At 72.2% G+C, this 20462-nt stretch carries 19 protein-coding genes; 7 read left to right on the forward strand and 12 right to left on the reverse strand.

Annotated features, from left to right (window positions below):
• Positions 1–8: 8 nt before the first annotated feature.
• The 8 genes from OWR29_RS37020 to OWR29_RS37055 all read right to left on the reverse strand — a co-directional run bounded on the left by OWR29_RS37020 (position 9) and on the right by OWR29_RS37055 (position 6235).
• On the reverse strand, positions 9–1031 hold the full coding sequence (locus OWR29_RS37020) for a PEP/pyruvate-binding domain-containing protein (protein ID WP_267568168.1): 1023 nt from the start codon (positions 1029–1031) through the stop codon (positions 9–11).
• A 36-nt stretch (positions 1032–1067) separates the two neighbouring features.
• Complete coding sequence (locus tag OWR29_RS37025; protein ID WP_267568169.1) at positions 1068–1355, reverse strand: BMC domain-containing protein; 288 nt, start codon at positions 1353–1355, stop codon at positions 1068–1070.
• Between the two features lies 1 nt (position 1356).
• Positions 1357–1635, reverse strand: a complete 279-nt coding sequence (locus OWR29_RS37030; protein WP_267568170.1) for a BMC domain-containing protein — start codon at positions 1633–1635, stop codon at positions 1357–1359.
• A 155-nt stretch (positions 1636–1790) separates the two neighbouring features.
• Positions 1791–2624 (reverse strand): alpha/beta fold hydrolase, encoded by an 834-nt coding sequence (locus tag OWR29_RS37035; RefSeq protein WP_267568171.1) that lies wholly within the window; start codon positions 2622–2624, stop codon positions 1791–1793.
• A 1-nt stretch (position 2625) separates the two neighbouring features.
• Positions 2626–3612 carry an ornithine cyclodeaminase family protein gene (locus OWR29_RS37040; protein WP_267568172.1) on the reverse strand — a complete coding sequence of 329 codons (987 nt, stop codon included), beginning with the start codon at positions 3610–3612 and terminating at the stop codon, positions 2626–2628.
• A gap of 63 nt (positions 3613–3675) precedes the next feature.
• Positions 3676–4473, reverse strand: coding sequence for a tryptophan synthase subunit alpha (gene trpA / locus OWR29_RS37045; RefSeq protein ID WP_267568173.1), 798 nt, complete (start codon positions 4471–4473; stop codon positions 3676–3678).
• Positions 4470–5630: a tryptophan synthase subunit beta gene (trpB, locus tag OWR29_RS37050; protein ID WP_267568311.1), complete on the reverse strand. Its 1161-nt coding sequence runs from the start codon at positions 5628–5630 to the stop codon at positions 4470–4472. The genes trpA and trpB overlap by 4 nt, the downstream gene beginning before the upstream one ends.
• Positions 5631–5755: 125 nt before the next feature.
• Positions 5756–6235 (reverse strand): GNAT family N-acetyltransferase, encoded by a 480-nt coding sequence (locus OWR29_RS37055; protein ID WP_267568174.1) that lies wholly within the window; start codon positions 6233–6235, stop codon positions 5756–5758.
• A gap of 198 nt (positions 6236–6433) precedes the next feature.
• Between OWR29_RS37055 and OWR29_RS37060 the strand changes: the two genes are divergently transcribed.
• The 3 genes from OWR29_RS37060 to OWR29_RS37070 are packed head-to-tail and all read left to right on the forward strand — an operon-like array spanning position 6434 to position 9445.
• Positions 6434–7066 (forward strand): LysE family translocator, encoded by a 633-nt coding sequence (locus OWR29_RS37060; RefSeq protein ID WP_267568175.1) that lies wholly within the window; start codon positions 6434–6436, stop codon positions 7064–7066.
• A gap of 7 nt (positions 7067–7073) precedes the next feature.
• Entirely contained in the window at positions 7074–8300 is a 1227-nt protein-coding gene (locus OWR29_RS37065) for an LLM class flavin-dependent oxidoreductase (RefSeq protein ID WP_267568176.1), read from the forward strand.
• Between the two features lie 26 nt (positions 8301–8326).
• Complete coding sequence (locus tag OWR29_RS37070) at positions 8327–9445, forward strand: monodechloroaminopyrrolnitrin synthase PrnB family protein (protein WP_267568177.1); 1119 nt, start codon at positions 8327–8329, stop codon at positions 9443–9445.
• Here OWR29_RS37070 and OWR29_RS37075 read toward each other — a convergent pair.
• Positions 9442–10173, reverse strand: coding sequence for a cellulose binding domain-containing protein (locus OWR29_RS37075; protein ID WP_267568178.1), 732 nt, complete (start codon positions 10171–10173; stop codon positions 9442–9444). The two genes, OWR29_RS37070 and OWR29_RS37075, sit on opposite strands and share 4 nt — an antisense overlap.
• An 88-nt stretch (positions 10174–10261) precedes the next feature.
• Positions 10262–10732 carry a MarR family winged helix-turn-helix transcriptional regulator gene (locus OWR29_RS37080; RefSeq protein WP_267568179.1) on the reverse strand — a complete coding sequence of 157 codons (471 nt, stop codon included), beginning with the start codon at positions 10730–10732 and terminating at the stop codon, positions 10262–10264.
• Between the two features lie 104 nt (positions 10733–10836).
• Here OWR29_RS37080 and OWR29_RS37085 point away from each other — a divergent pair, with 104 nt between their 5' ends.
• From OWR29_RS37085 to OWR29_RS37100, 4 genes are all read left to right on the forward strand, one after another.
• Positions 10837–12453: an MFS transporter gene (locus OWR29_RS37085; RefSeq protein WP_267568180.1), complete on the forward strand. Its 1617-nt coding sequence runs from the start codon at positions 10837–10839 to the stop codon at positions 12451–12453.
• 129 nt (positions 12454–12582) lie between these two features.
• Positions 12583–13359, forward strand: coding sequence for an SDR family NAD(P)-dependent oxidoreductase (locus OWR29_RS37090; RefSeq protein ID WP_267568181.1), 777 nt, complete (start codon positions 12583–12585; stop codon positions 13357–13359).
• Between the two features lie 241 nt (positions 13360–13600).
• Positions 13601–15175, forward strand: coding sequence for a ricin-type beta-trefoil lectin domain protein (locus OWR29_RS37095; RefSeq protein ID WP_267568182.1), 1575 nt, complete (start codon positions 13601–13603; stop codon positions 15173–15175).
• A 141-nt stretch (positions 15176–15316) separates the two neighbouring features.
• On the forward strand, positions 15317–16888 hold the full coding sequence (locus tag OWR29_RS37100) for a GGDEF domain-containing protein (protein ID WP_267568183.1): 1572 nt from the start codon (positions 15317–15319) through the stop codon (positions 16886–16888).
• Between the two features lie 58 nt (positions 16889–16946).
• Here the strand turns inward: OWR29_RS37100 and OWR29_RS37105 are convergent, their stop codons facing one another.
• Together OWR29_RS37105 and OWR29_RS37110 are read right to left on the reverse strand one after the other, a co-directional pair.
• Positions 16947–18350: an FAD-dependent oxidoreductase gene (locus tag OWR29_RS37105; protein ID WP_267568184.1), complete on the reverse strand. Its 1404-nt coding sequence runs from the start codon at positions 18348–18350 to the stop codon at positions 16947–16949.
• A 38-nt stretch (positions 18351–18388) separates the two neighbouring features.
• Positions 18389–20383 (reverse strand): AAA family ATPase, encoded by a 1995-nt coding sequence (locus tag OWR29_RS37110; protein WP_267568185.1) that lies wholly within the window; start codon positions 20381–20383, stop codon positions 18389–18391.
• Positions 20384–20462: the final 79 nt, after the last annotated feature.

Genomic DNA, 20462 nt, shown 5'->3' on the forward strand with positions numbered 1-20462 from the left:
GATCGGGCTCACCGCGCCGTGAGCGTGGCCAGAACCAGGTGGACGGCGCCCGCGGCGGCCGGCGCGGCCGGCTGCGGCGCGGGGCCGGTACGCGACCACACCGTCTCGGGCCGGACCTGGAGGAGGTGAATGCGGTCGCCCTCGACAGCGAACTCGACGTCGACCGGATGACCGGCCCCGCGTTCCAGCTCGCGGCCGAGCTCGCGCAACCGGCCCAGCTCGGCGTCCGACAGCGACGGCGCGCCTGGCTCGGGCACCGGCTCCCAGCGCGTGCCGCGGCCGGCCGAACCGGTCAGCCGGCGGGACTGCTCGACCGTCTCGCGGCGGCGGATCTCGCCGGTGACCTTGTCGAGGACGAAGCGGTCCGGCGTGACCTCGGCCGAGACCAGCGGCTCGCCCAGCCCGAAGACGCTCTCCACCACGATCACCGACCGGTCGCCGCTGACCGGGTTGAGCGTCATCAGCACGCCGGCCGCGCGGGCGTCGACCATCCGTTGCACCACCACCGCCATGGCGTCGCCGCGAACCCCGGTCCGCCGGCGGTAGCGGACCGCGCGTTCGGTGTAGAGCCCGGCCCAGCAGGCACGCACCCGCTCGACCACCGCGTCCCGGCCGCCGACCCACAGGTACGAGTCGTGCTCACCGGCGAAGCTGGCGTTCCCGGAGTCCTCGGCGGCCGAGCTGGAGCGTACGGCCACGCCGCCGCCGGCCGGGTCGAGGCGGTCGTAGGCGGCGGCGATCTCGTCGAGCACCCCGGTGGCGGCGGCCGATGCCTCGTACACCTCGGCCCGGGCCCGGGCACAGTGCCCGGCGAAGGCCGGGTCGTCGGCGTCGAGCCCGTCGAGCCGGTCGTCGACACGGCCGGCCGGTGCGCCCACGGCCGTCCGGAAGGCCGTCGTGCTCACCACGAACGCCGGCGGAACCGGTAGCTCGCGGCGGATCATGCCGGCCAGCCCGGCGCCCTTGCCGCCCAGCTCCGCGACGTTCCCGTCGGTGCCGGGTAACAGGTCGATGATGTGACGTTCGGACATGACAGAGTCCCCCCGTGCAAGGCCGCGCCCGGCCTTTTAGGTGATGGGTTCGCCGGTGCCGAGCAGCAACCTCGCCGCTCCGGGCTCCAGCCGCGGATAGATCTGGGTGCGGGGGGTCTCGCCGTACGCCGCGACCGCGGCCCCGGCGGCTTCGAGCGCCACCCCCACGCCGGCGAGGTCCCCGATGACCACCGCCACGACGACGCCGCCACTGACCCGGTCGATCCGGGCGCAGCGCACGCTCGCCGCCTTGCACATCGCTTCGACCGCCACCATCGTGGCGACCAGCCCCCGGCATTCGATCAGGCCGAACGCGTCGGCCAAGTCAGCTCCCCACCAGCTGCGGCCGGCGAGCCACGGCGGCGACGGCGGCCACCGGCCGGGCGAACACGACCGACCGGACCTCAACCTGGTGGGTGGCCCGCACGGTTTCCTCGCCGACCTCGATGGCCTCGAGCACATCGGCCAGTCCACCCAGGACCGACACCGCGACCAGGCCGCCGCCGAGCTTGGTGAGACCGCCCAGGCTGACCGCGGCGGCCTTGCTCATCGCCTCGGCCGCGTCGAAGGCGGCGATGTAACCGGCCGCCTCCAGAAAGGCCACGGCGTTCTGCTCTTTTTCATCCGTACGTGCCAACACTTGTCCTCCAACGCGCTGTCCCCCGCAGCACTGATCACAGAGTGTTCTAGAATTGTCACTGTCGCACAAGGCCGCACCGGATGTTTTTCGTGCCCCGTTGATTGCCCGTTCGGGCCCGTTCAGTCGGCCAGTGCCGCATCGAGCGCGGTGAAGGTCCGAACAGGATCGTCGAGCCACGGGAAGTGCCCGCAGCCGGGCAGCCAGTCGAGCCGGGCGCCGGGCAGCCACGAGGCGATGACCCGCGGTGCGACCGTGCCGGTGACCGGATCGCGGTCGCCGGCCAGCACGGCGGCCCGGGCGGTCACCCGGCCCAGGGCGGCCACCAGGGCGGCCCGGTCGAAGTCGGGTTCGTCGAAGCCGTCGCGGGCGGCCGGCGCGACGGTGGCGGCGCTGCGGGCGGCGTGCTCCGCGGCGGAGGGGTCCCACCGGCCGTACAGCAGCGGTTCGATCTTCGACTCGAGTGCCGGGTCGGTGTCGCCCGCGCCCAAGGCGGCCAGCGCGGTCACGGCTTCGGCGTGCCAGGGCTCGCCGGTGTGGAACCGCGCGGCGACGGCGGCCATCTCGTCCGGCGCGCCGGTCAGCCGGGCCGACGGGGTGAGCAGGATCAGGCGGCCGGTCCGCTCCGGGTGGGCGGCGGCGTAGGCCAGAGCCACGTTGGCCCCGGCCGAGTGCCCGAGCAGATCCATCCGCTCCAGACCGAGGTGGTGGCGCAGCACCTCCAGGTCGGCCGCCAGCCGGGTGAAGCGGTAGCCGTCCGGCTCGGCCGGCCGGCCGGAACGGCCCGTGCCTCGGGGATCGAGCAGGACGAGCCGGCGACACGCGGACAGCCCGCCGAGGTCACCCAGATAGTCGGCCGGGCGGCCCGGGCCGCCGGGATGACACACCAGAACGGGCCCCTCGCCGAGCACGCGGTAGGCCAGCCGCGTGCCGTCCGGGGCGACCAGTTCCGGCATGTCAGTAGTCGACCCAGGTGCCCACGCCGAGCCGCTGCGCCTCGGCGTAGAGCAGGTCGGCCGAGACCAGATCCTCGACCGCGAGCCCGAGCGACTTGAACAGGGTTATCTCTTTGTCGTCGGTGCGGCCGGGCGCGGCGCCGATCAACACCGAGCCGAGCTCGGCCCGGATGCTGTCCGGCCCGATCGCCCCCTCGGCCGCCGCGAAGAGGTAGTCGCCGGACTCGTTGACGGTCGACTCGCGACGGTCGACGAACAGGGCGGCGTCGGCCATGGTGGCGGTGTCGATCTCACGAGCCGTCGGGATGCTCGAGCCGACGGCGTTGATGTGCGCGCCGGGCGCGATCCACTCGCGGCGGATCACCGGCTCGGCCGATGTCGTCACGGTGACGATCAGGTCGGCCCCGGTCACCGCGGCCTCGGCCGAGTCGCACGCCTCGACCGGCACCGGGGACCAGGCCGCCGCCTCGCCGGCGAAGCGCCGCAGCCGCTCGGGGTCGCGTCCGGCCACCCGGACCCGGCGCAGGGTCCGGACGCCGGCCAGCGCGGCCAGGTGGGCCCGGGCCTGCACCCCGGCGCCGAGGATGGCCAGATCGCCGGCGTCCGGGCGGGCCAGCAGATCGGTGGCCAGCGCGGAGACCGCGGCGGTGCGGATCTCGGTGATGGCCGAGGCGTTCATCAGGGCCCGCAGCTCACCGGTCTCGGCGCTGAACAACAGCACGGCGCCCTGGTGGGCGTCCTTGCCGAGGCGCGGGTTGTCGTGGAAAACGCAGACCGACTTGAGGCCGTACGCCGCCCGCCCACCGCCGCGGTAGGAGGGCATGACCGCCATCAGGCCCTTGGCGCCGGGTGGCCGGACCACCATGCGCAGCGGCTGATGCACCTCGTCGCGGGCCAGCGCGGTCAGGGCGTCGCGCATCGCCCGGGTCGCCTCGGCGGGCGTGAACAGTTCGCGGACGTGCGCGGCGTCGAGCACCAGGACGGCCATGTCGTCATCTCCTCGGGTCGGTCGGGACGCGCGTCGGAATCAGCGCCGGTCTCCTCGCGGAAATCAGCGCCGGTCGAGAGCGTCGCGCAGGGCGGCCACGTCCGCGCCGACCTCGGCCGGCGCGGCCCCGTCGAGCACCCGGCGCATGAGGGCCGAGGCCACCACGACGCCGTCGGCGTGCGCGGCCGCCTGGACGGCGTGGTCGGGCCGCGAGATGCCGAATCCGAGCAGGACCGGCCGGTCGGTGGCGGCCCGCACCCGCTCGGCCACCCCGGCCGCCGAAGCGGCCAGCGAGTCCCGCTCGCCGGTCGTGCCCATGACGGTGACCCCGTAGATGAACCCGCGGCTGCGCTCGGCGATCCGGCGCAGGCGGTCGGGCCGGGTGGCCGGGGCCGCGAGCAGGATCATCGCCACGCCGGCCGCCTCGAACGGGGCGGCCACGTCGTCGAGCTCGTCCAGCGGCAGGTCGGGCACGATCAGCCCGCTCACCCCGGCCGCGGACAGCCGCTCGGCGAAGGCCGGGGCGCCGTCGCGCAGCACGATGTTCGCGTACGTCATCACCACCAGCGGCACCTGCACCGCCAGGCCGGCCAGCTCGGCCAGCAGGCTCTGCGGGGTGACGCCCCGCTCCAGCGCCCGGTGCGAGGCCTCCTGGATCGTCGGGCCGTCGAGCATCGGGTCGGAGAACGGCAGCCCGATCTCCACCGCGTCGGCGCCGGCCTCGGCACACGCCTCGACGTACCTGGTCCAGTCGGCGGAGATCCCCGCGGTGACGTACGGGACCAGCAACGCCCGCCCGGCGTCGCGCCGCCCGCGCAGATGCGCCTCCAGCCGGTCGACGCCGGTCGCGACCACGGTCATCGCCGGGCCGCCAGCTGCTCGGCGTCCTTGTCCCCGCGGCCGGAGAGCGTGACGAGAACCGTGGAGCCGGTCGGCAGCGCCGGGGTGCCCGCGGCCCGCAGCACCCAGGCCAGCGCGTGCGACGACTCGAGCGCGGGGAGGATGCCCTCGGCCCGGGCCAGCCGCTCGACCGCGGCCAGCACTTCCTCGTCGGTGGCGGTCACGTACTCCGCCCGGCCGATGTCGGCCAGGTGGGCGTGCTCAGGCCCGATGCCCGGGTAGTCGAGGCCGGCCGAGATGGAGTGGGCCTCGCGCACCTGACCGGCCTCGTCCTGCAGCACCTGGGACTGGAAGCCGTGCAGCACGCCGGGCGCGCCGTCGGTGATCGCGGCGCCGCCGGCCGCCTCGACCCCGACCAGCCGGGCCGTGGTGTCGACGAAGCCGGCGAAGGTGCCGGCCGCGTTCGACCCGCCGCCGACGCAGGCGACCACGACGTCGGGCTGGGCGGCGGGCAGCAGGCCGGCGCACTGGGCGCGCGCCTCCTCGCCCACCACGCGCTGGAACTCGCGGACCATCCACGGGTAGGGGTGCGGGCCCATCACCGAGCCGATGCAGTAGTGCGCGTCGGCCACCTCGGTGACCCAGGCCCGCAGGGCCTCGCTGCACGCGTCCTTGAGTGTGCGGCTGCCGCTAGTCACCGGCACGACCTCGGCCCCGAGCAGCCGCATGCGGAAGACGTTGAGCTCCTGGCGTTCCATGTCGCGCTCGCCCATGAAGACGGTGGCCCGCATGCCGAACAACGCGGCCGCGGTGGCCGTGGCCACACCGTGCTGACCGGCGCCGGTCTCGGCCAGCAGGTGCCTCTTGCCCATCCGGCGGGCCAGCAACGCCTGACCGAGCACGTTGTTGATCTTGTGAGAGCCGGTGTGGGCCAGGTCCTCGCGCTTGAGCAGCACCGTGACGCCGAGCTCGGCCGACAGGCGCAGCGCCGGAGTGACCGGGGTCGGCCGGCCGGCGTACAGCTCCAGGGTCTGTTGCAGCGTCGCCCGGAACGTGGCGTCGGCCCAGGCGTCGCGGAAGCCCTCCTCCAGCGCCTCGCAGGCCGGGATCAGCGCCTCGGGCACGTAGCGGCCGCCGAAGCGGCCGAACCGGCCGAGCGGGCCGGGATCGTCCATCATCGAGCGCCGGGCGCTGTCGACGACACCGTCGGCGATGCCCCGCAACATGAGGTCCATGACTCACTCCGTTCTAGAACTATCGCCACACTAACCACGCCCGGCGGGGCGGGCAAGCACCGGGTCGGTCAGGCCGGCCGGACCTTCTCGAGGTAGGTCAGCCGCAGCCGGTCGCTCACTTTTTCCTCGCGGAACGGGCGGTAGCCGCCGCCGCTGAACACGGCCAGGAACTCGGTGCTGCGGTAGCCGGTGTAGCTCTCGAAACGCCGCACGTCGCCCGCGCGCGCCTCGATCTCGCGCAGGAGCCGCCGGCCCAGTCCGCGCCGCTGGACGCGCGGATGCACCACCAGCCGTCCGATGTGGAAGTCGTCGCCGGTGCGCTCACCACGCACCGAACCGACCACCTCGTCGCCCATCCGGGCCACCAGCACGGGCTTGGTGCGCAGGTCCTCGGCCAGCGAGGCCAGGCTCTGGGTGAGCGCGGGGATCGTCCAGAAGTCGTACCGCTCGGCCTCGATCTGGTAGCAGAGGTACTGCAGCTTGAGGATGCCCTCGAGATCGTCCGGGGTGGCCTCGGCGATCGGCAGCGTGGTGTCGGCATCGGTCATGATCATTCTCCCGGCAGGCGACGAAATTCCGACAATTCTAGAACTCCACCTTCCGGACGGGCCACGCCGTGTGCCATATTGGCCGCATCGCCTTACGGGGGTTCAGGCGGACGACGGCCATGGCTGCTCCGCGCCCTCCGCCTTCCCTCCTCCGGTCGCACCGGGGGAATCACGGGTCCGCAACCGAGGAGTCAGCCGATGAGCCTGGTGCTCCAGATCCTGTCGTACGCCCTGGTGGTGACGCTCGCCGCGGCCTCCCCCGGGCCCGACTTCGCGGTGGTCACCCGCTACGCCGCCCTGTCCGGCCGGCCGGCCGGGGTCGCCTCGGCGGCCGGCGTCGCGACCGGCATGGCCATCAACACCACGCTGGCCATCGCCGGCGTGGGCGCGCTGGTGGCGGCGTCCGAGCGGCTTTACCTGATCGTCAAGCTGGCCGGCGCGGCGTACCTGATCTATCTGGCCATCCGCATCCTGCTGTCGCTGCGGCAGCGCGGCGAGGGCGACCAGCCGCTCGAGGCGCTGGCCCCGCTCGACCGCAAGGGCATATGGCAGGCGTACCGGCACGGGTTGTTCGCCAACTTCCTCAACCCGAAGGTGGTCGTCTTCCTGGTCACCCTCATGCCGCAGTTCCTGCCCGATCAGCCGACCCTGACCGAGCAGATCATCTTCGGCGCGGTCAGCGTGGTCGCGGTGATGAACTGGTTCTCGATCGTGGCGATCACCGTGGGCACCTTCCGCCGGGCCTTCACCCGCCGCAAGTTCCGCAACATCCTCAACGGCATCACCGGCGCGGCTCTGCTCGTCGTGGCCGCCCGCCTGGCGCTGAGCTGACCCGGCCATGCGCTTCGACGTCTTCTGCAGCCTGGCGCAGACGCCCCGGCCCGGTGTCGGGCTGCCTCCGCACGCCGAGCTGCTGAATGAGTTCCTGGACCAGGCCGCGCTGGCCGACGATCTCGGCTACGGCTGCTTGTGGGTGGCCGAGTCGCACTTCAGCACCCGCGTCCAGCAGGGGCACGCCAGCCCGGCGGTGCCGCACTGGACCGGCGAGATCGGGCTCAACACCGACGTGCTGCAGCTGGCCGCCCGGGTGTTCGCCCGGACCCGGCGCATCGACGTCGGTTCGGCGATCATGAACGTGGTGGCCTGCGGCGGCCCGCTGCCCGCGGCCGAACGCGTCGCCGCCGCGCTCGCCTGGCACGGCCTGGACAAGACCGAGAGCCGGCGGCTGAACATCGGCTTCGCGGGCGGCCGCTTCGACTTCATCGCCCGCGCCACCGGCGTCGCGCCCCGCACCGAGTGGGAAGAGGCGGCCTGGCCGCAGGTGCGCTCGGCCGTCACCGCCGAGGCGGCCGAGATCTTCGTGCGGCTGCTCAGCGGCGAAGAGCTCGGCTCCGACCAGGTCACCGCGCCCCGGCTGATGCCCGACGCGTTCCGCGACCGGGACGCGTACGACCGAATCGCCGCCCAAGCCGGCGCCGGGGACGACGGCATCCCGCTGGAACGCCGCTGGACGTTCGACACGACCGGGCTGGTGCCCGGCTTCCGGCCCGAGCTGCTGCGGCTGGTCGGCGGCACCCACGACCCCGCGCTGCAGATCCGGCTCAACCAGTTCGCCCCGGTGCGGGTGTTCAACCTGAGCATCACCCGGCCCGAGGTCATCGAGGACACCCACCGCCGGATGGCCGGCGCCTACCACCCGGCCGGTGGGCCGTGGCGGCGCGACTACATGCCGCGGACGGTCTTCGTGTTCCTCGACGCCACCCCCGGACTGAGCCGCGAGCGGCGGCGGGCGGCGGCCCGGGAGCGGGCCGAAGCCACTCTCGCCGCCTACTGGCAGGCCATGGACGGCACCGTCGACCCGGCCAAGGTGGCCGGTTCGGCCGACAACGCCCTGGTCGGGGCGCCGGAGGACGTGGCCGCCCAGATCGTCGAGCGCTTCCACCCGGACGACCGGCTGATGCTCTGGTTCGACTTCTTCGCGCCCGACGCCGACACCGTCACCGACGGCTTGGCCGACTTCCGGCAGCAGGTGGTCCCGCTGCTGGCCGAGCGCGGCGTGGCTTGAGAAACGTCAGGAAAGAGGAACACCGCATGTCATCGACCGACGCCCTGGACTTCGCGAGCGAGATCCTGACCGGCGAGGTGCAGGCGGCCGACCCGCTGGGCGCCGACCGCGTCCTCGCCACAGCGCCCCGGCTCAACGCCGGCGCCGACGTGAACGGCCTGGTCGCGGCCATGCGCGCGATCGCGCCCGACCTCGCGACGATCGACCGCATGACCATCGCCGACACCCTGGCCGCGCTGCGCGACCTCGGCCTGATCATGGGGTCGATCCGCCGGCACGGCCCCGAGCCGCTGGAATTGGCGCCCGAACTGACCCCGGCGCTGCTCGCCCTGGGCCGGCGCACCGACATGGTCCCGCGCGACACGATCCTGCACTACACGGTGTGGAATCCGCCCGGCGTGCGGCAGCGCATGTACACCGACGACGACCAGGAAGGGCACCTGCAGGAGTCGGTCCGCATGGTCTGGCCCGACCTGCACGCGGCCCTGGCCGACCTGGATTGGCTGTCGGGCCTGGACGTCCACGACCCGGACTTCGCCCCGCGGCTCGACGCGGTGGCCGACCGGCTGCAGCCCACCGTCGCCTCGATGACGCTGGTGGCCCGGCACGTGACGCCCGAGTTCTTCGCGTTCGGGCTGCGGCCCTACCTCGAGGCGGCCCGGGTCGACGGCGTCGACTACTTCGGCCCGGCCGCCGCCCAGCTGCCGATCTGGCTGGTCGACAAGGCGCTGTGGGCCACCGACCACACCGACGAGGAGTACGAGCCCTTCCTGCTCGGCCTGGTCCCGTACAGCTTGCCCCGCTGGCGCCGCCTGCACGAACGGCTCACCGGCCGGCCGTCGATCGCCGGCCGGCTGGTGGCCACGTTGGGCGCCGATCCGCAGGAGGCCACCCGCCGGTCGCCGGCCCTGCGGGCGGGGGCCGAGGCGGCCGTACGGGCCCTGCGGGTCCTGGTCACCTTCCGCGGCCGCCACCTGGGCATCGCCCGGCGCGTCTACGACCTCGACGACACCTACACCGAGGGATCGGGCGGCGGCAGCGTCGACCTGCTCCGCCAGATCCTCGACCTGACGAAGGAGAACGCCCGCCGCTCTCGCCCGTCCCCGGTCGTCCCGGCCCCGCGCGAGGAGATCCGGCCGGCCTAGCGCGTGCAAGAGGGTGTGAGGCCGGCCGGCGGGCTGCTCGAGGCGACGAGCAGCCCGAAGGTGGTCGAGCCACCCGGCGCCACCACCCCGTTGTAGGAGGCGTTGCCGGCCACGACGCCGCCGGCGACATCCTCCCGCACGGCGTTCCACAGCGACACGATGCTTTCGTCACCGCTCCAGCTCCAGGAAACGCGCCAGGAGTCCAAAGTCTCGACGCCAGTGTTGCGAACGGTGACAGTCGCTACGTAGCCGCCGTTCCATGCGCTACCGACCGCAACCGAGGCCGCGCAGACCTCGACCGCCGCGGTGCGACCCGAGCCCACCGCGTACGGGTCGTGCTTGCCGTCGGCGCTGAACCGGAACCAGTAAGTGGTGTCCGGCGCGAGCCCGTCGATGGTGACCCGCCCGTTGCGCTCCAACCCGGACACAGCCTCGGCCACCGGGTTCAGCCACTGCCGAGCGTCCTCGGCGCTGGCGAACAGCGTCACGACGACGGGCGGGTTGTAGCCGCAGGGCGGCGCGAAGAATATCGAGTAGCTGATCGTCAGGCTACGGCTGGTAGCCGCGGACACCCCACCACTGAGGGGCAACGCAGGCGGACACGTCGGCGTGGGCGCCGGCGTCACCGCAACCGCCGGTCCGGCCGCGGCGGCACCACCCGCCCCGGCGACCATCGCCAGTAGAGCCAGAACCACCCCGCCCAGCAGGCCACCCAGTCCGCGCCGCATCGCTACCTCCCGTTGTCAGCCACCACCAGCATCCCCACACTTATCGAAGATTGCCGATGAACGGAAGGCCATCCCAACGCCCACCACCTCAGGTCCGGGACTGCCCCTGCTCCTGCACGTGGCTGTTCATCGCGGCGTTCACGTCGTCGAGGAAGCGTTCGAACTCGGCCAGCTGTTCGGGCGAATACTTGCTCATCATCGTGCCCATGCGCTCGATGAGCGGGTCGAAGAAACGATCGACCATCGCGTCGACGCCTTCGGTCGCGCGCAGGGTCACGACCCGCCGGTCCGCACTGTCGCGTGCGCGTGTCACGTGGCCGGCGGCCTCCAGCCGGTTGAGCAGTGCTGAAGTCGCCCCCTTGGTCAAGCCGATGTGGTGACTGAGCTCAACCGGCGTCAACGGCGCGCCGCGGTCCTGCGCCGAGAGGATTTCCACCAGAGCCGTGGCATCGGTGGTGTGCAGCCCCATCCGTACGCCGAACTGGCGACCGAGCTCCCCGAAGACCGTTCCGTGCTCCCGCAGCCGCAGCAGCAGCCGATCCCGTTGCGCGTCAGCCACTGGCCCTCCTCCGACCTCGTGCCAGGTACGTCACAAATGGTATCACCGGGAGATAGTTTTATGGCGTGATAGTATCAGCGTATAACTAGTTGGAGGGACGGCTCATGGCGTCACAAGCATCGGAGGCCCGCAAGTGGTGGGGCCTGATCGGGATCGCGCTGGGGGTCTCGATGATCGTGGTCGACACCACGATCGTGAACGTGATCACCCCTTCGGTCATCGACGACCTGGGGATCAACTCGTCGCAGGCGCAATGGATCCAGGAGTCCTACGCCATCGTGTTCGCGGCGTTGCTGCTGCTGTTCGGCCGGGTGTCGGACCTCATCGGCGCCCGCCGGTTGTTCGCCCTGGGCGTCGCGGTCTTCGGTGTCACCAGCCTCATCGCGGCGGTGGCTCCGAACGGCGGGTTGCTCATCCTGGCGCGATTCCTGCAGGGCGCGGGCGGCGCCATGCTGCTGCCGACCTCGCTGTCGCTGTTGAACCAGACGTTCACCGGTAAAGCCCGCGGGCAGGCCTTCGCCGTGTGGGGCTCGACCATCGGCGCCGCCACCGCGGTCGGCCCGGTGATCGGCGGCTGGTTGTCCGAGCACGCCAGCTGGCGCTGGGCCTTCGGCATCAACCTGCCCATCGTCGCCGTGATCCTCGCCTTGACGTTGGTGTTCATCGCCCCGTCCCCGCGGGCCGCCGGCAAGGTCGACCTGCCCGGCTCGGTCCTGTCGATCCTCGGGCTGGGCGCGCTGGCCTTCGGGCTCGTCGAGGGACGCACCTATGGCTGGATCACGACCAAGAGCCCGTTCGACCTGTTCGGCTACACCTGGGACGGCGGCCTTTCGCCGGTGTTCGTGGCGCTGGCCGCCGCCGTGCTGCTGCTGGCGCTGTTCGTCTGGCGTCAGGTGCGATTGAGTACGAACGGCGACCCGCTCATGAACACCCGGCTGTTCACGATCCCGTCGTTCCGCAACGGCAACATCGCCACCGTGATCATCGGCCTCGGCGAGTTCGGCATCATCGCCGTACTGCCGCTGTGGTTGCAGTTCACCCTCGACTACAGCGCCCTGCAGGCCGGCGTCGCCCTGCTGCCCCTCGCCGTTGGCAGCTTCTTCGCCAGCGGCCTGAGCTTCGGGCTGGCCGAGAAACTGTCCGCGCTCGGACTCGTCCGGCTCGGCCTCGGCCTGGAAGCTGTAGCGCTGGCCGGACTCGGCGTGGTCGCCTCCACCACCTCGGCGCCGTGGTGGGCCATCGCGCTTCCGCTGTTCTTCTACGGCATCGGCGTCGGCTTCGCCACCGCGCAGGTCACCAACGTCGTACTCGCCGAAGTTCCTGACGCCGACGCCGGCCAGGGCTCTGGCATCCAGTCCACCTTCCGCCAGCTCGGCTCGGCGCTGGGTATCGCGGTGCTGACCACCGTGTTCTTCTCCACCCTGAGCGGTCAGGTGAAAGACACCCTGAGCGGCGGCGGGCTGCCGGCTGACCAGATCGACAAGTTCGCCGCCGCGGTAACCGACAGCGCCGGCGCGGTCATCGCCCCGCTGTCGGCCGACCCGGCCACCGCGGCGGTGGCCCAGGCGGCCCGCGACGCCATGGCCGACGGCATCGCGCTCGGGTCCTACCTCGCCGCCGGCCTGCTCGCCCTCGGCGTCCTGGCCACGTTGCTGATCCCGGCGGCCCGTCCCACATCGCCCACCGCCGCCGACCCGCGAGAGACCCAGCCGGTCCCCTGATCCACCCCCCGGCCCGTCGCCCGAGTACGCCTCGAACAGGTGAAACCGTCATCTAGCCGAAGCCGCCGCCGGCATCGACATCGATCTCCGTGGCCGGGCTGCGAGCCGGACGCCGTCTATAGTCGCCGCGTGTCCAGAATATTGATCACCGGCTCCTCCACGGGCATCGGGCAGGCGGCCGCGGTCGCCCTCGTCGAGCAGGAGCACGAGGTGGTGCTGCACGCTCGGAACGAGCGACGGGCGGAGCAGGCTCTCGCCGCGGTGCCGGGGGCGGCCGGCGCGGTGGTGGCGGATCTCGCCTCGTTCCAGCAGACCCGCGCCATGGTGGCCGAGGCGCAGAAATTCGGACGGTACGACACTGTCGTACTGAATGCCGGCCTCGGCCTGAAGCACGCCACCGAGCGAGAGCTGACCGTCGACGGCAATGAACTGATGTTCCAGGTCAACACGTTGTCGGCCTACCTGGTCGCCGCCCTGCTCCCCCGGCCGCGACGCCTGATCTTCACCTCGTCCGCCCTCGCGAGCAACGGCACGCTCGATCTGGACGACCCGAACTGCGCCCACCGGCCGTTCGACGGCTGGCAGGTCTACCAGGACACCAAGTTCCACCTGATCCTGTTGGCGCTGGGCATCGGTCGCCGCTGGTCCGGTGTGGAAAGTCTGGCGTTCGACCCGGGATGGGTGTCGACCCAGATGACCCTGCGCAACGGCGACACCGCGCCGCTGACCCCGCAACACGCGGGCGAACGCCTGGCCCGGCTCGCGACGGCCGATGAGGTGCCGCCGGACTCCTACGACACCGAACGCGCCTGGCGACCCGGGAGGAACGAGAACGACCCGGGAAAGCAGGATGGCTTGCTCGCGCTCTGCGCCCGGCTGACCGGTGCCGCCCTCCCCGGCAGCTGATCGCCGGCGATTACGGCGTCGTGCTGTTCAACCGCGGCGTCCGGTGCCCCCACTGCGTCGCCCAGCTGTGATCCGTCGGTAATTCCGGGCGATTCTTGCCCGAGTGGACATCGCTGACCCTCGGCAGGCCATCGTCGGACGTCACTTCTTGACGGGTTGTTTACTGATCCGCAGACTCCAACGCGAGTGAACGGAAGCGTCCGCTCACTTTCCCCCATGTCTGCACACGAGGAGCTCCCCCATGGCTCGCCCGTACCGGTGGATCGCGGTGGCCGCAGTTGCGGTGACGGCGGTCGGCCTGACCCCCCTGATGAGTTTCGCCGACGACGAACCCACGCCGTACCCGCGGGTCGACGTGGCGCAGACCCTGGACCTCCCGGCCGGTGTCGTCAAGGCGATGAAGCGCGACCTCGACCTCAGCAGCGACGAGCAGGTCGCCGAGCGCCTGCGCACCGAGGCCGCGGCCCCGGTCGTGCAGAAGCGGCTGAAGGCCAAGCTGGGCCAGGCGTACGGCGGCGCCTGGATCAAGAACGGCGAGGAGCGTCTCACCGTCGCCGTCACCTCCGAGGCCGCCGCGAAGCAGGTGCGCGCCGAAGGCGCCCGGGCGGAGATCGTCGACCGCGGCGAGGGCGCGCTCGCCGCCGACCGCGCGAAGCTGGACAAGCGGGCCGCGAAGGCGGACGACACCATCCGCGCCTGGCGCATCGACCCGGCCACCAACAGCGTCGTCGTGACCGTGAAGCCGGGTGCCGAGGCCGAGGCTCGCGCGTTCGCCAAGGACAGCGGCGTCGGCGAGATCACCGTGGAGACCTCAGCGGTCGCGCCCAAGCCGGTGTACGACATCCGCGGCGGCGACCAGTACGTCATCAACGGCAACACGCTGTGCTCGGTCGGCTTCCCGGCCCGCCGCGGCGGCGCGCCGGGATTCGTGACGGCTGGTCACTGCGGCGGCCGGGGCGCCCCGGTCAAGGGCGTCAACAACGTCGATCTGGGCAGCTTCCAGGAGTCGGAGTTCCCGAACACCGACATGGCCTACGTGGCGGCCAACGGCAACTGGACCCCGCAACCGTGGGTGAACAACTACGCCGGCGGCAACGTGATCGTGGCCGGCTCCAACGACGCCGCGATCGGCTCGTCGATCTGCCGCTCCGGGCGGACGTCCTCGTGGACCTGCGGCACCCTGCAGGGCCGCAACGAGACGATCAACTACTCGAACGGCCCGGTGTACGGGATGAGCCGGATGAGCGCCTGCGCCAACCCCGGCGACTCCGGTGGTTCGGTCATCGCCGGCAACCAGGCCCAGGGCGTCACCTCGGGCATCTCCGGCGGCTGTGGCTCGGCCAACCCGCAGACCTGGTTCCAGCCGGTCAACCCGATCCTGTCGCGCTGGGGCATCGCCCTGGTCACCAGCGGCGGCGGCAACAGCGGCGGCAGCGGCGGCGCGCTCATCAGCGCCCTGAACAGCAAGTGCCTGGACGTCCCGAACGGCGACTTCTCCGACGGCGTACGGGTGCAGATGTGGAACTGCAACGGCTCGGCCGCCCAGAAGTGGGAATCGGTCAACGGCTCCCTGCGTACGGGAAACAACAAGTGCCTGGACGTGGCGTGGGGCTCGACCGCCAACGGGGCGATCCTGCAGATCGTCGGCTGCTCGGGCAACCCGGCCCAGCAGTGGGTCCTGTCGGCCGCCGGTGACCTGGTGAACCCGCAGGCCAACAAGTGCGCCGACATCGACGCCTGGAACCCCAACGACGGCGCCAAGCTGGTGCTGTGGGAGTGCACCGGCGGCGCGAACCAGAAGTGGCGCCGCGGCTGACCAGCCGCATGAAGCTCGCCGCCGCGACAGCTGAGGCCAACCACCTCAGCTGTCGCGGCGGCGCTGTATGCGGTGCCGAAACTTCGCCGTTTTCCTGGAGTGGGCTCCCGGTCTGCCGATGGCCCCTACGTGGAAGGCGCGATGACTGACGTCACGCGGCACGCGGCGCACCTGCTCGAAAGAGCGCAGGGCGGTCACGCGGCCGAGGTGCTCGTCGAGGTGGAAGAGTTGCTCGGTGAGCCCGGCGGGGACGTCGCCTGCCTGCACTTCGTACGCTCCATCGCGCTGAACATGCTGGGTGACCTCTGTGCGGCGCGGGAGGGACTCGACCGGATGGCGGCGGTGGCCGAGCGCGAGCAGAGCCCCGGCTGGCTGGGCTGCGCCATCGCCACCCGTGCCTCCGAGCGCATCAAAGTCGGCGAGGTCGACGGCGCCGACTACGACCTCGAGGAGGTCCTTCGCGATCTGGTCGCCGCCGAGAACCTGGTGATGCGGGAGACCGAGCCGGTCGCCGCCATCAACGGCCGTGTCGCGGTCGCCGCCAGCTACTTCGATCTGCGCCTGTTCGAGCTGGTCGGCGAGCACTACCAGGCCGCGTACGAGATCACCGTGCTCGACGGGCAGGAGAACGGCAACCGGGCCATGTGGTTGTCGAACATCGCCGAGTTGCACCTGCACTGGGCCCTGGAGCTGTATTCGGTCGGCCAGGTGGCAGCCGCCGAGGGCCACACCGCCCAGGCCGAGATCATCGCGAGCCGCGCGGCCGCCGAGGCCGACGGCTCGGCCGCCGACGTCTGGCACGAGTACGCCCTGCTGCTGGCCGCCTGTGCGAAGGCCGACCGGCACGACCCGGCGACCGCCGCCGAGGAGATCGGCCACCACTTGGGCGTGCTCGAATCGCAAGGGATGAGTACGGCGCTGCTCGCGTACAGCCGGCCGTTCCACGCGGTCGCGCTGCGCCGCACCGGCCGCCCCGACGAGGCGATGGTGGTGCTGGAGAAGGCGATCGCCACCCTGCCCGCCGACGCCGGGCTGACCATCACGCTGGCCACCCGGCGGACCCATGCGCTGCTGCTGGCCGATTCGGGTTCGGCCGGCGCGAGGGCCGGTCTCGCCTACGGCGACACGCTGGCCGCCGCGCTGTGGCAGCAACGGCAGCGCACCCTGCACACGGTCACCATGATGAAGTCGCTGGAGACTCTGCGGCAGAGTCACGAGCAGGCCTCGAAGGCCGCCGACCTCGATTCGCTGACGGCCATCGCCAACCGGCGCGCCTATGACCGCGCGCTTGTTCAGGCCTCCGCCCGCCCCGACGATCTGGTAGCGGTGCTCGTCATCGACACCGACAAGTTCAAGAAAATCAACGACACCGCCGGCCACGCCGCCGGCGACGCTGCTCTGCGGGCGATCGCTCGCGCACTTTCGACCCAGATTCGCGACGACGACCTGATCGCCCGCTTGGGCGGCGACGAGTTCGTGGCCCTGCTGCCGGGGGCCGGCACGGCCGTGGCCAAGGAAGTCGCGTCCCGCATGGTCCGCGCCGTCCGCGACATCCCGGACTGCCCGGCCACGGTGAGCATCGGCCTGGTCAGCGGCCGAGCCGGCACCCTGATCGACATGGTGGAGCGGGCCGACCGCGCGATGTACCGAGTGAAACGCCGTGGCGGCGACGGCATCGAGGAAGGCCCCGACGAGGTGGCCGTCGCCGCCTGAACGGCCATGCGTTGAGCGCCGGCGAGCTGGGTCGTCGAATCGACAGCAGCGGGGATGTTCATCGGGTACCGCCGGCGACGGCGTCCAGGAGTTCGGCGCGGGACGGCCCGGGCAGCGGGTACTGCGGCGCCGACAGGCCGAGGGCCAGGACCCGGTCCCGCAGGCCCGGCGTCGCGAAGACCTCGTCGGGGGTGTCCAGGAACGAGCTGATCGACAGGTAGCCGCGTAGCGCTGCGGGGTCGCGGAGGGCGGCGGCGAACAGCGCCTTCGAAGCGAGCCAGCGCAGGTCGTCCGGCCGGTACGGCACACCGGACACGTCACCCTCGATCTCGGCCAGCCGGTGCGTGTCGACGAAGTTGGTGGCGCGGTAGAGCGGTTCGACGACCTGAGCCGTCGCCTCGTCGAACCGGCGGACCAGCTTGTCGTGGTCGGCCACACCGACCTCGCGCAGGACGTCACGCAGGACGCGGGCGTGAATGATCGCGAAGGAGGCGCCGCGGCCCAGCGACGGGTTGGTGCACGCCCACGCGTCGCCGACCGCGACGACGCCGGTGGCGACCGGTCGGCCGTCGACGACGTACCGGCGCAGCCTGTCCTCCAGGCCGGCCATGACGTCCACGCCGGTGATCGGCTCGGCGTCGAGCCAGGCCGCGGCCGCCGGATAGCGGCCGACCGCGGCCGACCAGACTGCCGGTTCGCGCAGTGCCCGCAGCGCCTTGTCCCTGCCGCTGGTGGTCAGCACCACGCTCCAGACGCCGTGGTCGGCCGGCAGCGTCAGCACCGACAGCGAGTCGTACGGCTGGATCAGCATCGATCTGATCTCCGGGAGCCGGCCGTGCGGCGACCGGAAGTGCCGGGCGTAGTAGACGAAGCCCGCGTCGGAACGTTCCTCGGCGACCGGCCGGGCGCCGGCCGCGGCCAGCCACGCCGGCAGCGCGGACCGGCGGCCGCCACAGTCGATCACCAGGTCGGCGCTCACCGTGCCGCCGGTGGTGGTGACGCCGGTGACCCGGGGAACCGGAAGGTGGCCGTCGGTGCGTACGCCGGTGACGCGCACACCGCGCCGGATGCCGACCCCGGCGGCGGTGGCGGCCGACGCCAGGGCTGCCTCGAGGACCGGGCGACGAGCCGTCACCGTGGCGAACCGGTCGTCACCGTCGCGATCCGGGCCGCGGATATCCGATGGCAGGGCCGCCAACGGGTTGACCACGGTGGCGCCGGCGGCCTGCACGGCAGCCGCGGCGTCGGGCAGTTCCGCGCGCAACTCCGCCCACCAGCGCGGCAGCAGGTAGTGCGGCAGCCGGAACTGGCTCACCCCCGGCCGGTCCCAGTCGTCCCACGGCCGGTCGGCGGGCGCGGCCGGGTCACGTTCGAGGACGGTCACCTCGTGGCCGTCCCGGTGGAGCATCATCGCGGTGGTCAGACCGGCGAGGCCGGCGCCCAGGATCGTTGTGGTCGTCATGGCCCGAGGATGGGACCGGGCGCTGTTCACTCTCCAGGTCAGTCGCCGGTCATTTCCTGCCCGGTCTCCTGAACCCACAGCCGCTCGGCGAGCGCGTCCACCGCCTTGGCGAGATGCCGCCGGTAGGTGCTGAAGGGCAGGCCGAGCACCTCCGCCGCGGCTTCCTGGGTGGGCGCGGGACTGACGTACGTGCGGTGCAGCACCGCCCGGAGCCGATCGCCGCGCGGCAACCCGGCCAGCTCGTCCACCGCCGTGCGCAACGTTGTCCGCACGGCGGCGGCATCGGCGCCCAGGTGGGTGCCGACCAGGCGGGACGCGGCGAGCCGGTCCGGCCGGCACAGGTTGGGCAGCGCGGCGCGTACGGCGGCAATGAACGAGTCGCGGCTCAGCGGCCGGGGTCGTTGCATCCAGTCCGGTGGCGGGCCGGTGCCGCCGGACTGCTCCCGCTCCTCCATGAGCTCGAGCCACGCGTGGACCGGGAAGCGCCGCCAGTCGTTGCCGTACACCACGTGGCGCCGCCCGTCGAAGGTCACCTCGAGGACCTCGCGGAAGGCGAGATAGTCGAAGAACGGGCCCCAGAACGACGGCTCCACCGACACGATGAAAGCCCACGCGAGCGGCCGGCCGCACCACTCGATGATCGACGAGATGGACCCGGCGAAGACCGCGTACGGGTCACTCTGCGCACCGTCGCGCCCGAGCAGGAACCGCGAGATGTCGACCTTCTCACCGGGTCTCAGCGGTGCGACACGGGCAACATGATCGAGAATGGCCCGTACCACCGGATCTTGATCTTCGGTCGGGGAGCCGGACGGGCACCGCGCGTGATAGATGAAACCGCCGGCCCCACCCTCGACCCGCACCACACTCGCGCCGGCCGGCCGCTCGGCGAACCAGCCGCGAGCCAGATCGGCCGACCGGGGGCCCACGTGCCGGCCGATCAGCTCGGCGACATCGGGAAGCTCCTCCGGACGCGCCCGCGCCAGGGCTACGGTCCCGTCCGCCGCTACCGCGCGGAACTGGGCGCTGAACGGCCCCTCGCGGTGCAGCTGGGCGAGTTGCTGGGCGAGCAGCTGACGATGCGTGCCGGCGGAGGCGTGCAGACCTTCGACGACGTAGTCGTGGACGATCCGGTGCAGATCCCGGTAGCGGTCGGGGAACCGCCGCTCGAACTCGGCCTCCAGAACGGCGCGGGTCAGGTCGTGCGGCGTCAGGCCGTGCGGCCGGACCGTGACGAACGGCCTGTCCCGCAACCACTCCCAGACCCGCGGCGCGTCGTCGCCGACGGTCCGCCGCAGCAGGTCCTCGGTGGTCAGCAGCGCCTTGGCGCAGGTGCCCAGGCCGACCAGGTGGGCCTCCGACGGCGCGTCATGCACCAGCGACGCGATCAGCGCGGAGATCAGGTGCGGCGCGTCGGCCAGGGTTTCCGGCACGGCGCCGGTCAGAGCCGCGTCGGCGAGCAGGGCGAGGGCGAGCGGGTGGCCACGGCCCAGCCGCATGATCGCCTCCCGGTCCGGTGCGACGACACCGGCCCGCTCGAGCAGGGCGGCACTGTCGGACTCGTCCAGGTTGCACAGGCAGTGCACGGCGACCAGTCCCCGCCAGCCCAGGTCGGCCCGCCAGGCCGGCGCGGGAGGGTCGCGGCCGGCGACAACCACGACGCCGTCGGCGGGCAGAGTGGGCACCAGGTCACGGCGCAACCAGCCGTCGATCGGGGCGAGATGCTCGTATCCGTCGACCAGCAGCACCGGCGCGGCACCGGCGTCCACCGACTGGACAGCCTGGACGAAGCCCTCCGGGGACGGATCGAGCTCGCTGCCGTCCAGGTAGACGGCGGGACGGCCGGCCCGCCGGGCCCGGCTGCGCAAATGCAGCAGAAGGGTGGTCTTGCCGACGCCGCCCGGGCCGTGGACGAACAGCACGCGACGAGCCGTTCGGCCGGCCAGGGCATCGTCGAAGGCGGCCACCTGCGCGGCCCGGCCGACGAAGCCGTGCCACCGAACGTCGTCCATGACGTCGCCCAGGTTCGCCATGCAGCACAGTCTCGGCGTCCCGGCGGGGCCGCGCGAGCGTCCAGCCGACAAATTTGCATTTTGCAGTCACCATCAATCG

The sequence above is a fragment of the Paractinoplanes pyxinae genome, assembly GCF_026626335.1.
Lineage (GTDB): Bacteria > Actinomycetota > Actinomycetes > Mycobacteriales > Micromonosporaceae > Actinoplanes > Actinoplanes pyxinae.

What these genes read in the sequence shown, in the direction of transcription:
- OWR29_RS37060 (WP_267568175.1), top strand. Translation starts at nt 6,434, where the DNA reads ATGAGCCTGGTGCTCCAGATCCTGTCGTACGCCCTGGTGGTGACGCTC.
- OWR29_RS37105 (WP_267568184.1), bottom strand. Translation starts at nt 18,350, where the DNA reads ATGACGACCACAACGATCCTGGGCGCCGGCCTCGCCGGTCTGACCACC.
- OWR29_RS37065 (WP_267568176.1), top strand. Translation starts at nt 7,074, where the DNA reads ATGCGCTTCGACGTCTTCTGCAGCCTGGCGCAGACGCCCCGGCCCGGT.
- OWR29_RS37110 (WP_267568185.1), bottom strand. Translation starts at nt 20,383, where the DNA reads ATGGCGAACCTGGGCGACGTCATGGACGACGTTCGGTGGCACGGCTTC.
- OWR29_RS37095 (WP_267568182.1), top strand. Translation starts at nt 13,601, where the DNA reads ATGGCTCGCCCGTACCGGTGGATCGCGGTGGCCGCAGTTGCGGTGACG.
- OWR29_RS37035 (WP_267568171.1), bottom strand. Translation starts at nt 2,624, where the DNA reads ATGCCGGAACTGGTCGCCCCGGACGGCACGCGGCTGGCCTACCGCGTG.
- OWR29_RS37020 (WP_267568168.1), bottom strand. Translation starts at nt 1,031, where the DNA reads ATGTCCGAACGTCACATCATCGACCTGTTACCCGGCACCGACGGGAAC.
- OWR29_RS37070 (WP_267568177.1), top strand. Translation starts at nt 8,327, where the DNA reads ATGTCATCGACCGACGCCCTGGACTTCGCGAGCGAGATCCTGACCGGC.
- OWR29_RS37075 (WP_267568178.1), bottom strand. Translation starts at nt 10,173, where the DNA reads ATGCGGCGCGGACTGGGTGGCCTGCTGGGCGGGGTGGTTCTGGCTCTA.
- OWR29_RS37055 (WP_267568174.1), bottom strand. Translation starts at nt 6,235, where the DNA reads ATGACCGATGCCGACACCACGCTGCCGATCGCCGAGGCCACCCCGGAC.
- OWR29_RS37085 (WP_267568180.1), top strand. Translation starts at nt 10,837, where the DNA reads ATGGCGTCACAAGCATCGGAGGCCCGCAAGTGGTGGGGCCTGATCGGG.
- OWR29_RS37100 (WP_267568183.1), top strand. Translation starts at nt 15,317, where the DNA reads ATGACTGACGTCACGCGGCACGCGGCGCACCTGCTCGAAAGAGCGCAG.
- trpB (WP_267568311.1), bottom strand. Translation starts at nt 5,630, where the DNA reads ATGATGGACGATCCCGGCCCGCTCGGCCGGTTCGGCCGCTTCGGCGGC.
- OWR29_RS37040 (WP_267568172.1), bottom strand. Translation starts at nt 3,612, where the DNA reads ATGGCCGTCCTGGTGCTCGACGCCGCGCACGTCCGCGAACTGTTCACG.
- trpA (WP_267568173.1), bottom strand. Translation starts at nt 4,473, where the DNA reads ATGACCGTGGTCGCGACCGGCGTCGACCGGCTGGAGGCGCATCTGCGC.